The sequence below is a fragment of the Nonomuraea sp. NPDC051298 genome (genome assembly GCF_055586305.1).
Window position 1 is genome coordinate 107,426 of record NZ_JBVJIM010000010.1, and the last position, 13,410, is coordinate 120,835.

General features: G+C 71.3%; 14 protein-coding genes. 10 read left to right on the forward strand and 4 right to left on the reverse strand.

The annotated features are described in order from the left end of the window. The first annotated feature begins 667 nt into the window (after positions 1 to 667). The 4 genes from ACZ6S0_RS27260 to ACZ6S0_RS27275 are packed head-to-tail and all read left to right on the forward strand — an operon-like array spanning position 668 to position 4,378. Positions 668 to 1,609 carry an ABC transporter substrate-binding protein gene (locus ACZ6S0_RS27260; protein WP_465922156.1) on the forward strand — a complete coding sequence of 314 codons (942 nt, stop codon included), beginning with the start codon at positions 668 to 670 and terminating at the stop codon, positions 1,607 to 1,609. After that, positions 1,606 to 2,469: an ABC transporter ATP-binding protein gene (locus ACZ6S0_RS27265; protein WP_465922157.1), complete on the forward strand. Its 864-nt coding sequence runs from the start codon at positions 1,606 to 1,608 to the stop codon at positions 2,467 to 2,469. Before ACZ6S0_RS27260 ends, ACZ6S0_RS27265 begins: the two co-directional genes overlap by 4 nt. After that, positions 2,466 to 3,335, forward strand: coding sequence for an ABC transporter permease (locus tag ACZ6S0_RS27270; RefSeq protein WP_465922158.1), 870 nt, complete (start codon positions 2,466 to 2,468; stop codon positions 3,333 to 3,335). The genes ACZ6S0_RS27265 and ACZ6S0_RS27270 overlap by 4 nt, the downstream gene beginning before the upstream one ends. Before the next feature lie 50 nt (positions 3,336 to 3,385). Beyond that, the gene (locus ACZ6S0_RS27275) at positions 3,386 to 4,378 is read left to right on the forward strand and encodes an amidohydrolase family protein (protein ID WP_465922159.1); all 993 of its coding nucleotides are present in this window, start codon (positions 3,386 to 3,388) and stop codon (positions 4,376 to 4,378) included. Positions 4,379 to 4,396: 18 nt separating this feature from the next. On the opposite strand, the gene ACZ6S0_RS27280 is transcribed toward ACZ6S0_RS27275, so the two are convergent. Beyond that, positions 4,397 to 5,560, reverse strand: a complete 1,164-nt coding sequence (locus ACZ6S0_RS27280; protein WP_465922160.1) for a UDP-N-acetylglucosamine--N-acetylmuramyl-(pentapeptide) pyrophosphoryl-undecaprenol N-acetylglucosamine transferase — start codon at positions 5,558 to 5,560, stop codon at positions 4,397 to 4,399. A 226-nt stretch (positions 5,561 to 5,786) separates the two neighbouring features. Here ACZ6S0_RS27280 and ACZ6S0_RS27285 point away from each other — a divergent pair, with 226 nt between their 5' ends. Then, on the forward strand, positions 5,787 to 6,500 hold the full coding sequence (locus ACZ6S0_RS27285) for a glycosyltransferase family 2 protein (RefSeq protein WP_465922161.1): 714 nt from the start codon (positions 5,787 to 5,789) through the stop codon (positions 6,498 to 6,500). An 8-nt stretch (positions 6,501 to 6,508) separates the two neighbouring features. Then, positions 6,509 to 7,504, forward strand: a complete 996-nt coding sequence (locus tag ACZ6S0_RS27290) for an NAD-dependent epimerase/dehydratase family protein (RefSeq protein ID WP_465922162.1) — start codon at positions 6,509 to 6,511, stop codon at positions 7,502 to 7,504. A 66-nt stretch (positions 7,505 to 7,570) separates the two neighbouring features. Here ACZ6S0_RS27290 and ACZ6S0_RS27295 read toward each other — a convergent pair whose 3' ends face one another. Both ACZ6S0_RS27295 and ACZ6S0_RS27300 read right to left on the reverse strand, forming a co-directional pair. Next, the gene (locus tag ACZ6S0_RS27295) at positions 7,571 to 8,818 is read right to left on the reverse strand and encodes an esterase/lipase family protein (RefSeq protein WP_465922163.1); all 1,248 of its coding nucleotides are present in this window, start codon (positions 8,816 to 8,818) and stop codon (positions 7,571 to 7,573) included. Between the two features lie 102 nt (positions 8,819 to 8,920). Further along, entirely contained in the window at positions 8,921 to 9,604 is a 684-nt protein-coding gene (locus ACZ6S0_RS27300) for a GNAT family N-acetyltransferase (protein WP_465922164.1), read from the reverse strand. Between the two features lie 52 nt (positions 9,605 to 9,656). Here ACZ6S0_RS27300 and ACZ6S0_RS27305 point away from each other — a divergent pair, with 52 nt between their 5' ends. The 4 genes from ACZ6S0_RS27305 (at position 9,657) to ACZ6S0_RS27320 (ending at position 12,659) form a co-directional block, all read left to right on the forward strand. After that, complete coding sequence (locus tag ACZ6S0_RS27305) at positions 9,657 to 10,184, forward strand: carboxymuconolactone decarboxylase family protein (protein WP_465922165.1); 528 nt, start codon at positions 9,657 to 9,659, stop codon at positions 10,182 to 10,184. Between the two features lie 82 nt (positions 10,185 to 10,266). Further along, on the forward strand, positions 10,267 to 10,623 hold the full coding sequence (locus ACZ6S0_RS27310; RefSeq protein ID WP_465922166.1) for a BlaI/MecI/CopY family transcriptional regulator: 357 nt from the start codon (positions 10,267 to 10,269) through the stop codon (positions 10,621 to 10,623). Between the two features lie 170 nt (positions 10,624 to 10,793). Continuing rightward, a complete protein-coding gene (locus ACZ6S0_RS27315; RefSeq protein ID WP_465922167.1) occupies positions 10,794 to 11,762 on the forward strand; it encodes a coiled-coil domain-containing protein in 969 nt (322 codons plus the stop codon). Between the two features lie 219 nt (positions 11,763 to 11,981). After that, positions 11,982 to 12,659 carry a DsbA family protein gene (locus tag ACZ6S0_RS27320; RefSeq protein WP_465922168.1) on the forward strand — a complete coding sequence of 226 codons (678 nt, stop codon included), beginning with the start codon at positions 11,982 to 11,984 and terminating at the stop codon, positions 12,657 to 12,659. A 24-nt stretch (positions 12,660 to 12,683) separates the two neighbouring features. Here the strand turns inward: ACZ6S0_RS27320 and ACZ6S0_RS27325 are convergent, their stop codons facing one another. Continuing rightward, entirely contained in the window at positions 12,684 to 13,409 is a 726-nt protein-coding gene (locus ACZ6S0_RS27325) for an MgtC/SapB family protein (RefSeq protein WP_465922169.1), read from the reverse strand. Position 13,410 lies beyond the last annotated feature (1 nt).

Genomic DNA, 13,410 nt, shown 5'->3' on the forward strand with positions numbered 1-13,410 from the left:
CTGCTGAATCTCCGGCGAGGATCGAGGGGGGCCGACTGTCGCCCCTGCGGACGTTGCATCCCGGTTTCACCCTTGTAGCCTCTTGGTTAACCGTTGACCGTCATCAGACAGCAGAATCGCGGCGCTGTCAAGGGTCGGCCGCTCCCCCGACCTCGCCACCCAGGGCCTGGCGTCGCATGCGCGCACCCGAGCCCGATCTCCGGCTCCGAGCGAGGAGCGGTGTGCCGCGTTCAGCGAGTTGACCTGGGGCGAAGGCGGATCCGGGCCTGTCCGAGATCGAGACCCTTGACGGCTTCTGTGACGTCGACCATACTCCCTACTACTTTGGTGACGGTCAACGGTTAACCAACTACTCATCAAGCCGGCCGGCATCGTCGGTGACAACCGCGGCGGTCGAACTCAACAGGTGGGCGCTCCGTTCCGTGCGGAACCACGACCTGCGCCCCCGACGCCGGCGCCCGTGTCATCGGGTCGCACCGCGGCACCGTCCGGTGCCGACCATGCCTTAGGAGGCCGACCGATGCGTCTTTCCCACCCCCGGTCCCGCTCGCGAACCCGCCGTCGACGCCTGGCCGGGGCCAGGCTGTTGATCTGTGGAGCAGTCCTCGCCCTGGTCTCCGCCTGTGGATCCGGCGGCGCGGAGGAATCGTCGGGCGACAGGATCCGAGTGGCTCCGGTCTCTCCGTCGGCGCTCTGGGCCCACGTCTGGCTCGCCGAGGAGCTCGGGTACTACAAGGAGGAGAATCTCGATGTCGAGATCGTGTCGAACCTGTCCGGCGGAGCTGTCGAGAACGCGCTCATGCTCGGCGATCTGGACTTCGGCGGAGTGAACCAGTCCCGCCTGATCCCGTTCCGCGCGGACAAGGGCAAGGACGTCATCAAGATCTTCGCCCCGGAGTCGAAGTTCGTCTTCCGCGTCATGGTGGCGGCGAACTCGCCCGTCCGTACGGCGCGCGACCTCGTCGGCAAGACCATCGGGATCAACGAGGCCGGAGGCGACGAGGACAACCTGGCCGTCATGCTGAACAGCGAAGGCATCAAACGCGACCAGTACAAGACGCTCGCCGTGGGCGGCCGGGCCACCGCCGGCGTGGCGCTGCAGAGCAACCGGGTCGACGCCTACATGGGAAGTTACGTCGACCAGGACGCGATCGTGCGCTCCGGTGTGCAGGTCCGGGAGATCGAGATCGGCGACACCAAGGAGTTCTACAACAGCGGCATCGCCGCCAGCACGGAAACCCTCGAGACGCGCAGGGACCTGGCCGTCCGGTACGGCCGCGCCATCGCCAAGGCGATGATCTGGGAGCACGAGAACCCCGAGGCGACCATCGACATCCTGGCGGAGGCCGTACCCGAGCAGGTACAGGACCGTGCGGGCACCCTCGCTCTGCTCAAGGCGTCCAACGCCATCAACAGGCCGCTCTTCGACGCCCGGCTGCGCACCGATCCAGCGGTCTGGCAGACGATGATCACCGGCCTCACCGAGGCGGGGGTCATCGACCAGGCGCTCTCCCCCGACTCGATCGTGACCAACGACCTCCTGGACGACATCTGGAACTTCGACGTGGCCGCCGTGACGGCCGCCGCGCGCGGAAACGACCGCTCGTGAACGCGACCACCGACCAGGGCCAGGGCCGGAACCAGAGCCGGAACCAGAGCCGGGACCAGGGCGGGGACCAGGGCGGAACGGTGCTGATCGATCGCGTCGCCAAGACCTACGTCGCCCACTCCAGCGCGCCGGTCCTGGCGCTGGACGAGGTCACCACGTCGATCGCCTCCGGGGAGTTCGTCACCCTGCTCGGGCCGAGCGGCTGTGGCAAGACCACCCTGCTCGACGTCATCGCCGGTCTCACCTCCCCCACCCAGGGCTCGGTCCTGGTGGGCGGGGTGCCGGTGGCGGACGCGCCGACCGCGCCCGGCCTGGTGTTCCAGAATCCGGTGCTGTTGCCGTGGCGGACCGCGCTGCAGAACGTCCTCCTCCCCGCCGAACTCGGCCCCAAGGCTCCCCGGCGGACCGACCGGGCGATCGAGGCGGACGCCCGCGAACTGCTGCGGCTGGTGGGACTCGGCGACTTCACCGACCGCCTGCCCGACGAACTCTCCGGCGGGATGCAGCAGCGCGTCGCCATCGCCCGCGCTCTCCTCCCACACAGCCCGGTGCTGCTGATGGACGAGCCGTTCAGCGCGCTCGACGAGTTCACCCGCGAGCAGATGCACCTCGAACTGCTGCGGATCAAGGACGAACGCGCGCTGACGGTGCTGTTCGTCACCCACAACATCTTCGAGGCCGTCTTCCTGGCCGACCGGATCCTCGTCATGACCCCTCGTCCGGGAAAGGTGGTGGCGGACCTGACGATGCGGCTCCCCCGGGCCCGGTCACGGGATCTCATCGGTTCCGAGGCGTTCGCGGCGGAGGTTCGTCGGGTTCGCGACGCGCTGACCACGGTGTGGGAGGAGGATCAGCGATGACCGGCATCGAGAGTTCGCGGACCGGGACCGCGTCCGGCACGGCGGGCGCGGCCCGCAAGAAGGGCGGGGCGGCGGGTCGGCTCCTGTCCGGCCTGCCGGGCGGACTCGGCCACCTCGCGGTCCTGGCCGGAGTGCTGGTGGTCTGGCAGCTCCTGGTCGAGGTGGGCCTGCTCCCGGAGAGCATCATGCCCACCCCGGTGCAGATCGCCGCCGAGTTCGGCGCCGCCCTGCACAGCATCGCGACCGGCGGGTACGTGCTCGGCCACTTCGTCACCACGATCCAGGAGGTCGTGGTCGCCTTCGCCGCGTCCACGGCCCTGGGAGTCGGCGTCGGGGCTCTCATCAGCGAGTTCAGGTGGGTCAGGCGGTACGCGATGCCGTACGTCGTGGCGTTCAACGCCGCGCCGGGTGTCGCCTTCGCGCCGATCTTCCTGGTGTGGTTCGGCTTCGACATGGGCTCGAAGGTGGCCATGGGAATCGCGAGCGGCACGTTCCCCATCCTGATCGGCACCGTGGCCGGGATGGGCGCGACCGGCCACCAGCTCGAACGGCTGATGAGCGCCTACCGGGCGACCAGGGTCCAGGCGTTCCGCAAGGTACGGGTGTCCATGGCGCTCCCGTACATCTTCGCGGGCCTGGAGACGGGGATCGTCCTGACGGTCACGGGCGTGGTCGTCGGCGAGTTCACCGGCGGCAGCGACGGGCTGGGCTACCTCATCGTCGTCGCGCAGGAGTCGCTGAACCTCTCCCAGGCGTTCGCCATCATCCTCCAACTGTGCATCGTCAGCGTCCTCTTCCACGGGCTGGTCGTGCTCGTCCGGCGACGGGTCCTCTTCTGGCAGCGGGAACGTCCGACCAGGCCATGACCCACAGACCGGCAGCTCCCGACGCTGCCCCGATCACCCGGGAACCGCACATGCGCATCGACGTCCACGGGCACCTCGTCCCTGAGGAGTGGCTCGACACCTATCGCCGGGCCAGGCCGGGAACGTGGCCACGGGTGGTGGACGACCCCGACGGCACCGTCTGGGTCGAGTCGTCGGAGGTCGCGCGCTGGCCGGTCCCGCCCGACCTGCGCGACGCCGGGTCACGCGCGGCCGCCCTGCGGGCCGGCGGGGTGGACAGCCAGCTCCTGCTGCCGCCCACCCCGCTGGCCGACTACGCCCTGCCGGCCGCGGCGGGCCGGGCCGCGGCCCGGCTGTTCAACGAGACGGTCTCCGACCTCGCCCGCCATTCCGCGGGCCGCTTCCTGCCCAGTTGCACCGCGCCGCTGCAGGATCCGGACGCGGCGGTCGAGGAGGTCACGTACGCGGCGCGGCGTCTCGGCGCCCGCGCGGTGCTGCTCGGGACGAACCTGGCCCGGTTCCAGTTCGACGCCGACGAGCTGTTCCCCTTCTTCACCCGGGTGAGCGAACTCGGCCTGCCGCTCGTCCTGCACCCCAACGAGCGCCTCGGCGACGAGCGGCTGGCCCGTCACCGGCTGGCGAACCTGGTCGGCAACCCGGTCGACACGACGGTCGCCGTGGCGCAGCTCATCTTCGGCGGCGTGCTCGAGCGCCTGCCGGAGCTGCGCGTCTGCCTGGTCCACGGGGGCGGGGCCCTGCCGTTCCTGATCGGACGCTGGGTGCACGGGGCCGAGGCGCTGGGCGTCGGCCGGATCACCCGGTCGCCCGACGCCTACCTCGACCAGATCTACGCCGACACCATCGTGCACGACGACCGGGCGCTGGAGCTGGCCATCGCCGTGTTGGGCGCCGACCATCTGGTCATCGGCAGCGACGACCCGTACGCGATGGGCGACCCGGGGCTCTACGACCGCATCGCGCGGGCGGGCCTGTCGGAGGACCTGCTCAGCGCGACCGCCGGACGCCTGCTGGGCCTCGACGCCACCGCCACGCCCGCAGGATGACGCCCCCCACCGGCCGGCTCACGCCGTCAGCGTGGGCCGCCCCTGGTTCGGGGATTCGTGGCCGGCGGTCTCGAGGAGGAGGTCGCACAGGGCGTCGGCGGCGTCGATCCGGCCGAGTCGGGCGGCTGCCTGGCCCATGGTCTGGCGGAGTCCGGGGTCGGCGAGGAGTGGCATGAGTTCGGCCAGGAGGAGGTCGCCGGTCGGGTGTGGTTCGAGGAGGGCGCGTGCGGCGCCTGCCGAGGTGAGGTAGGCGGCGTTCTTGCGTTGTTCGTCGCCGCCGGTGGGGATGAGGGGGATCAGGACGGAGGGTTTGCCGATGGCGGTGAGTTCTGAGACGGTGCCGGCTCCGCTGCGGGAGATGACCACGTCGGCCGCGGCGAACAGGTCGGCGAGTTCGGTGCCGACGTAGGGCACGGGGTGGTAGCGGTCGGCCAGGTCGGGGGGCAGGGGGACGGCGCGCATGTCGTCGATCCAGGCGGGGCCGCACTGGTGGACGATCTGTGCGTGGGGGAGCAGTCGTGGCAGGGTTTCGGCGATGAGGGTGTTGATCTGTTTGCTGCCTTGGGCGCCGCCGGTGACGTAGATGAGGGGTACTTCGAAGGTCAGTCCGAACAGGTCGTAGGCGGCTGCGCGGTTGCCCTGCAGGAGTTCGGGGCGGATGGGGTTGCCGGTGATGACGGCTTTGGGGCGGGCGGAGGCGGGCAGGTACTGCAGGGAGGACTCGTGGGACAGGGCGATGCGGGTGGCCAGGCGGGCCAGGATGCGGTTGGCCAGGCCGACGACGGTGGTCTGTTCGTGCATGACCAGGGGGCGGCGGATGAGTTTGGCGGCCACGCCGATGGGGACCGCGACGTAGCCTCCTGTCGACAGCACCACGTCGGGCAGGTAGCGGGCGGCGTGCCCGACGGCCTGGAGGACGCCGACGGGGATGCGGAACACGTCGGCGAGGTTGGTGCCCAGCTCTTTGAGGTTGGGGCGGCGGCGTAGCTTGCCGGTGGTGATGGCCTTGAAGGGGATGCCGTGTTCGGCGGTGATCCGCGCCTCCAGGCCGTTGGCGGTGCCCACCCAGAGCACGTCGTGCGGCACCTGCCGGCGCCGGACGGCCGTCAGGGTCGTCAGGGCCGGATAGGTGTGACCACCGGTGCCGCCGCCGGTGATCAACAGTCGCAGGGTTCGTGACATGCGATCAGCGTAGGGCCGCACGGCGCGAGCCCGCGTGCCTCGGCCGCCCGGCTCCCGTCCGGCCGCACCGGGCGAACTCGGGCCCGGCTCCCGGCCCCGCTCAGGCCACGGTCGACGCCGTCGTCCGCGTTGCGGTCCTGGTAGCGGGTCTGAGCTGGTCATTTCTCGGAAAAGGCGGATCTTCGCGCGGGGATGCGGACCGAGGAGCCGCGTTAGCGTCGGCGACGTGGAGATCGACCTGGAAACCGGCGCGGAGACCGACACGGAGACCGAGCGGGAGATCGACGTGGTGCTGCCCTGCCTGAACGAGGCGGCGGCCCTTCCGTGGGTGCTCGGGCGGATGCCGGACGGCTTTCGCCCGATCGTGGTCGACAACGGCTCCACCGACGGATCCGCGAAGATCGCGGCCGGGCTCGGCGCGACGGTGGTGTGCGAGCCCCTGCGCGGCTTCGGCGCGGCCTGCCACGCCGGGCTGATGGCCGCGACCTCCGACGTCGTGTGCTTCATGGACGCCGACGCGTCGCTCGACCCGCGGCAGTTGCCCCGGGTGAGCGAGCCCGTCGTGGCCGGTGCGGCCGGCCTCGTTCTCGGCCGTCGTGTCCTGCGGCCGGGAGCGTCGTGGCCGGCGCACGCCCGGCTCGGCAATGCCGTACTGGCCAGGAGGCTGCGCCGCCGTACCGGTGCCGCGCTGCACGACCTGGGGCCGATGCGGGCGTGCGGGCGCGTCGCGCTGCTCCGGCTGGGGCTGGTCGACCGGCGATTCGGCTATCCACTGGAGATGGTGCTGCGTGCCGGGGCGGCGGGCTGGCACATCCAGGAGACAGAGGTGGACTACCTGCCCCGCGCGGGCAGGTCGAAGGTGACCGGCACGGTACGCGGCACCCTGCGGGCGATCGGCGACATGCGCCGGGTCCTGGCCCGTCAGGACGGGACCACGTGAATCGGAGCATGGCGATGACGAAGGCGCTGGTGACGGGTGCGGCGGGGTTCATCGGGAGCCACGTGGCCGAGGCGCTGGAGGCGCGCGGCCACGAGGTGAACGGTCTCGACCTTCGCTCCGGCGACGACGTGCGCGACAGGGCCGTTCTCGATCGGCTGCTGCCGGGCGCCGACGTGGTCGTGCACCAGGCGGCCAAGGTCGGGCTCGGCGTGGACGTGGCTGACCTGCCCGACTACGCCTCGGTCAACGTGTTCGGCACGGCCGTGCTGCTGGCCGCGATGGCGGAGCACGGCGTCGGGCGGCTGGTGCTGGCGTCCTCGATGGTGGTCTACGGCGAGGGCGCCTACGACTGCGCCCGGCACGGCCGGGTACGTCCCGGCCCTCGCTCCACCGCGGACCTGGCGCGCGGGTCCTTCGAGCCCCGCTGTCCCCGCTGCGGTGCGGGCGTGGCCTTCGTCGCCATCGACGAGGACGCGCCGACGGACCCGCGCAACGCGTACGCCACCACCAAGCTGGCGCAGGAGCATCTCGCCGCGAACTGGGCGAGGGAGACGGGCGGCACGGCGACCGCCCTTCGCTACCACAACGTCTACGGCCCCAGGATGCCGAGGAACACGCCGTACTCGGGCGTCGCGGCGATCTTCCGGTCGGCGCTGGAGGCGGGTCGCGCACCGCGGGTGTTCGAGGACGGCGGGCAGAGGCGCGACTTCGTCCACGTCCGCGATGTCGCCGAGGCGAACGTGGCCGCCCTCACCGGCGGCGAGCCGGGAACGCTGACCGCCTACAACATCGCCAGCGGGGAGCCCCACACGGTCGGGGAGATGGCCGCGGCGCTGGCGGCGCAGCGGGGCGGCCCCGAACCGGTGACCACCGGGGAGTACCGGCTGGGGGACGTTCGCCACATCGTGGCCTCGCCGCAGCGGGCGGCCGTCGAACTCGGCTACCAGGCCGGGATCGGGTTCACCGAGGGGATGAAGGAGTTCGCCACCGCCCCACTGGCCTGACCGCCACCGCCGACCTGACCACCGCTCAGCAGGTGATCAGGCCGGCCGCGCGGGCCCGCTGGACGCTCAGCCGAGCCAGGTGGTGAGCTGGGACATGGCGGTCGGGGACCAGCCGAGCTTGAGGTGGTTGAGCGGCAGCGTCGCGGTCGCGGCCCGGTTCGCGACGCCGTCGGGCGCGGTGCAGCTCGCGACGAAGACAGCGCCGTCGGACGGCCCGGTGTGCTCGTTGTGCATCAGCGCCATGTCCGGCATGTTGCCGCACAGTTGGTAGACCGGGACGCTCGACGGGGTTCCCGCGTTGATGAGGGGCTGCACCAGCGAGCCTCTGTCGATGGCCCACTGGATGCCGCGGCCTGCGGTGTAGAAGCCGGTGCCGCCGTAATAGGTGGTGTACCAGTCCTGCTCGACGGTGGGCAGCGGGTAGACGTCGTCCCAGCGGTAGAGCATGTCGTCGGAGCCCGGGTAGGCGTCGCCCTCGTAGCTCAGCTCGGGATGGTTGCGCCACAGGCCGTAACAGACCATCTGGCTGTGGGGCGCGGGCGCGTTCAGCGAGCCCCCGCACTCGGGGAAGATGGCGAAATCGTGGGTCCAGCCGTGCCGGTAACCCCAGTCGAAGCCCTTGTTCGGCCCGCCGACGAGGATCAGCTTCCTGACGCCGCCCGCGTAGGCCGTGCCCCACGACTTGCGTAGCGACGAGACGTACATGCGGGCGTTGAACGCGCCCTTCGACCAGCCGATCACGTCGACCTGCGCCGCACCGGTCTTCGCCTGGATCCTGGCGACGGCGTCGTGGATCTGTTCGGCCCAGTAGTGGCCGTCGCCTGTGGCGTGCGGGAAGCCGATCGCGAAGACCTTGTAGCCCTGCCCGGTGAGGTGCTGCATGAGGCCCGTGGTGGGGCAGGTGGCCTGGCCGCAGCCGTACGCGCCGGCGGCGTTGGGGTTGGCCCAGGCCAGATCGGCGTTCTGGTTGGCGCCGTGCACCAGCAGCACGGGGGTGCTCTTGACGCCCGTCTGCCAGCCCGGCGCGTGGTAGAGCAGGAAGCGCGAGGAGTGCGGCCGGGCGACGTCACCGAACAGGCGCCTGGTCTGCCCCTTCTGGTCGCCACGCCCGTCGGACGGGTACGCCTCGGCCTGGAACCCGGTGGAGTTGTCCTTGTAGCGTTCGACGAGCGACCAGCCGTTCTCCAGGCCCGAGGTGTAGGTGGCCTCCAGCGTCACCGACGCCGTCGCGTTCGCGGCGGCGGGTGTCGTGAACAGCGCTCCGGCCGACAACGCGAGGGCCGCGGCCACTCGTCCCCACGAACGTCGTCTCATCAGACCTCCCAGGAAGCTCGGATGAGTCACGTTCGCCCGCCGGAGAGGTGCGGGTCAATGTGAGCCGCACCCATAGTCCCGTGTCGGCCGGCGCCGGCGTGGTCAGCGGGCCTCGGTGGCGCCGAAGGCGTGCCAGCCCCGGTCGTCGAAGCCGGCGGCCTCGGCGACCGCGGCGGAGGCCCGGTTCTCGGGGTCGTGCATGTAGGTGGGCAGGACGCCCTCGTCCAGCACGCGTCTGGCCGCCTGCGCGACGAGCCTGCGGGCCAGGCCCCGGCCGCGTGCGTGCGGGGCGGTGACGACGGCGAGTTCGTGGCCGTAGGAGTCGTGTCGTTTCACACCGACTCCCGCCAGGTGCTCCCCGGTCACAGCGTCCGTGGCCACCAGGACGTCCCCGCCGAACGGACGGAGCCAGCCCGGCACCTCGGGCGCGTCGGCGGGAACCCAGGTCCCGGCGTCGGGGAGGGGCGCGGGGCGGGTGGTCCAGCGGTAGACGGCGGTGAACCAGCCACGCTCGGGAAAGCCCACCATGGTGGGGATCCGCGGCCCCAGTACGGCGAGGTCCCGGTCCTTGGCGTACTGCTCGGTCACGGTCGCGGCGGCGTGCGGCGGGACCGACAGCACGCCGCCCTCGGGGCTCGACACTCCGAGCACGGGGTGGATCCGGCCGTCCCAGCCGGGGCGGTCACGCTCGGGCGCGCCGACGATGCTCAGCCCGGTGGCCGCCGGCCGGTCGCCGAGCCAGCGGGACAGGTGTTCGACCAGCAGTCGTTCCATCACGTCACTCACTCCAATGTACGGTAGGGGGGTATGGTACATCGATGAGCATTTGGGAGGACGCATGAGACGCCTGACCCGGCTCGAACCCGCTGACGCGCCCGGCAGGTCCAAAGACCTGCTGAACGACATCATCGGCAGAAGGGGCGGCGTGGGAGACATGGTCGCCACGATGGCCCACTCCCCCGCGCTGCTGGAGGGGTACCTGGGCTTCTCGCGGGCCATGAACCGCGTCAAGCTGCCGCGTGCGCTCAGCGAGAAGATCTCGCTCGCCGTACAGGAACGCATCGGCTGCGGCACCTGCCTCCAGGCGCACACCGAGGCCGCCCGCGCCGCCGGGCTCAGCGACACCGACATCGCGCTGGCCAGGCAGGGCACGTCCACCGACGCCAGGGAGGCCGCGCTCGTCGCGGTGGCGGTACGCGTGCTCGCGCAGCCCTCCTCGATCACCGATGAGGACGTCGCGGAGTTGCGCGCCCACGGCTGGAGCGACCGGATCATCGCGGAGCTGCCGGGGCTGGTCGCGCTCAACCTCCTGACGGGCGCGTTCAACCTCCTGGCCGGGCTGCAACCGGCGAAACCCACCGCGTAGCCGCCGTGTCGGCGCCCATTGGCGATCGACCGTACGCGCAGTAGCCTTCTACTCCGAGTAGAAGCGCACGTGGAGGCCGCCGGTGCAGCTCGGGAACCTTGAGCGATCGATCATGGAAGCGCTGTGGCGGCATCCGCACGGTCTGTTCGCCCACGACCTGGCGGCCGGTCTGCCCTCGGAGCCCGCGGTCACGACCGTGCTGACCGTCCTGATGCGGCTGGCGAACAAGGGCATGGTCTCCCGTGAGCGGGTCGGGCGAGCGCACCTGTACAAGGCCACCGCCGGCAAGGACGCGTTCGTGGCCGAGGCCATGCGCGCCGCGCTCGACGAGGCGGGAGACGTGGCGGCGGCCGTACAGCGGTTCGTCGGGACGGTGTCGCCCGAGGTGGCCGCCGCCCTGCGGGAGGCGCTCGGCGGACGGGACGGGGCCGAGCCGTGATCGCCCGGCTGGTCGCGGCCGGGGTGGCGGTGCTGCTGGTCGGCGGTCCGATGGCCGTGCTGATCGCGCCTTGGGTGGGCATCACGGTCTGACTCCGCCACCGGCGGTCCGGCCCCGTACACTCCTTCTTACTTCTACGCTACGTAGAAACAAAGAGGGAGGGGACGTCGGTGGCGGCTCGACGGCCGGGCTCACGACTCATGCCCGCGTACGCGCTGATCGCGGCGATGGCGCTCCTCGCGGGACCGGCGACGGCCGCCCCCGAGCCCACCGCCGAACAGCTCCGCAAGCAGTTGGGCCGGTTGCAGAAGGACTTCGACGCCGTCGCCGCCGACTACAACGCCAACCGGGTGGCGCTCGCCGCGGCGGAGCGGGCGGAACGCTCGGCCGCGGCCCGGCTGAAGACCGCCGAGCGCGACTACGAGGTTGCCCGGCGGCAGATCTCCGAGCTGGCCGCCCTCGTCTACCAGAACCCGCCGCAGCCCTTCGGCCTCCCGCCGGGCGCGGGCGACCCGGGTGACCGCCTGCACGCGGCGGCGATCCTGCGCCTGCGGGCACAGAACCAGCAGGCGATCATCGGCCGGTACGCCACCGCGCGCGACACCCGCCGCCGCGCCCAGAACGACGCCACGGCGAAGGCACGCGAGCTTCGCGACCGGGGAAGCAAGCTGCGCGCCGAGCGGCAGCGGGCCGAGAAGCTCGTCACCAAGATCCAGGACCGGATCGACCGCCTGCTGGTCGCGCCCGGCGTACGGGGATCCGACGGCAGTTGGGCACCGGAGCTGCCGTCCGGGGCCGACAACATCACGCCCCGCACCCGGATGGTTCGCGACCAGGTCGAGCAGCGGTTCAGGCTCGCAGGCACCGGCTGCTACCGCTCGCTCCAGGACGGCGGCGAGCATCCCCAGGGCCGCGCCTGCGACTTCATGATCACCAGCGGCGGCGCCTGGCCCTCCCCCGCCCAGAAGGCCGAGGGCGACGCGCTGGCGGCGTGGGCCACCAAGAACGCCTCCCGCCTCGGCATCAAGTACGTGATCTTCTACCAGCGGATCTGGCAGGGCTCGGGCTGGAAGGCCATGTCGAGCCGGGGCGGCGTCACCGCCAACCACCAGGATCACGTCCACGTCTCCATGTACTGACACCCAGCGGGCCACCTCTTATGGCCGACATATTCGACATACTGTAGAAGTTCTACGTTCCATAGAAGCGGAGGTGGCGGGGGTGGACGAGCCGGGCGGCACGCCGAAGGAGCGGCTCCCGGCGCCGCGGGAACAACGACGGCGCGGAGCCGGGCCAGGACCGACGGCCGAAAGACCCATGACCCCTGCCCACGAAGCCCTGTCCACGGAGAGCGGAAGATGACAACGAATCTCAAGATCAGCCTCGGCATCGGCGCGGTCGTGGCGCTCATCCTGGCGCTGATCGTGGCCGCGGTCGTGGTGTTCGGCGGCGGGCGCGCGGAGGCGCCGGTCGCCGTCTCCTCGGGACAGGCCGTGCCCCCGCAGTTCCTCGTGCGCGAGGACAGCCACCGGCTCTCCACGGCCGCCGACGGCAAGGTCACGCTGGTGGAGTTCCTCGACTTCGAGTGCGAGGGGTGCGGCGCGGTCTTCCCGCACATGGAACGCATCCGCGCCGAGTACGCCGGGCGCGTCAACCTGGTCGTCCGCTACTTCCCGATGCCCGGCCACCGCAACGCCGACCTCGCCGCGCGCGTCGCCGAGGCCGCCGCCCAGCAGGGCAAGTTCGAGGCGATGTACGCCAAGCTGTTCGAGACGCAGCCGCAGTGGGGTGAGGCGACCGAGTCCAAGGAGGCGTTCTTCCTCGACCTGGCCGAGCAGGCCGGGCTCGACCTGACGGCCTTCAAGCGCGACCTCGACGCGCCCGCGACGGCGGAACGGGTCAAGAAGGACCAGGGCGACGGGCTCGCGCTCGGCGTGCAGGGCACTCCCACGATCTTCTTCAACGGCGTGCTGCTGGACGTCGAGCCCAGTTACGACAACCTCAAGGCCAAGATCGACGCGGCTCTGCGCTCGTGACCACCGCACCGCCCGCCGCTCGCGTCACGGGGCCGGCGCGCCGAGATCGGAGCTGAAGACCGTGAGCACGCCGTCGATCTCCGCCAGTTCGGTGGCGAGGTCGCGGATCGACCCAGGGCCCTGCACGAGGAGCAGGATCGAGCTGATCCCCGGGTCGCGGTGCTCGTGCTCGCGCTCGACGGTCAGCTCCGCGATGACGAAGCCCCTGTCGGTGCAGGTGGCGAGGACCCGCCGGAGCGCGCCCCGTTCGTTGAGGTAGGTCAGGTGCAGTCGCGACTGGGTGTACTTCGAGCGGGGCAGGCGTCCGGTCAGCTCGTTGAAGACGAACATGACCACGAAGTGACCGATGGTCACGGCGATGGCCAGCAGCCACAGCCCGGCTCCGGCGGCCATGCCGACCGCGCAGGTCAGCCACACCACCGCGGCGGTGGTCAGGCCGTGCACCACATCCCGCCGGACGAAGATCAGGCCACCGCCGATGAACCCGATCCCGGCCACGATCTGGGCGGCCACCCGGGAGGGGTCGAGCACGACGTGGTCGCCGAGCACGTCGCCGAAGCCGTACTTGGAGACCAGCACGATCAGCGCCGAGGCGAAGCCGACCAGCGTGTGCGTACGCAGCCCGGCGCTCTTCTGCCGGATCTCCCTCTCCAGCCCGATCGCGGCGGACAGCAGCAGGGCCAGGCCCAGCTCGCGCAGTTGGACCCACCCCTGGCCCGCGAGTGCTTCAGCCGTGAGCGCCGCTCCCATC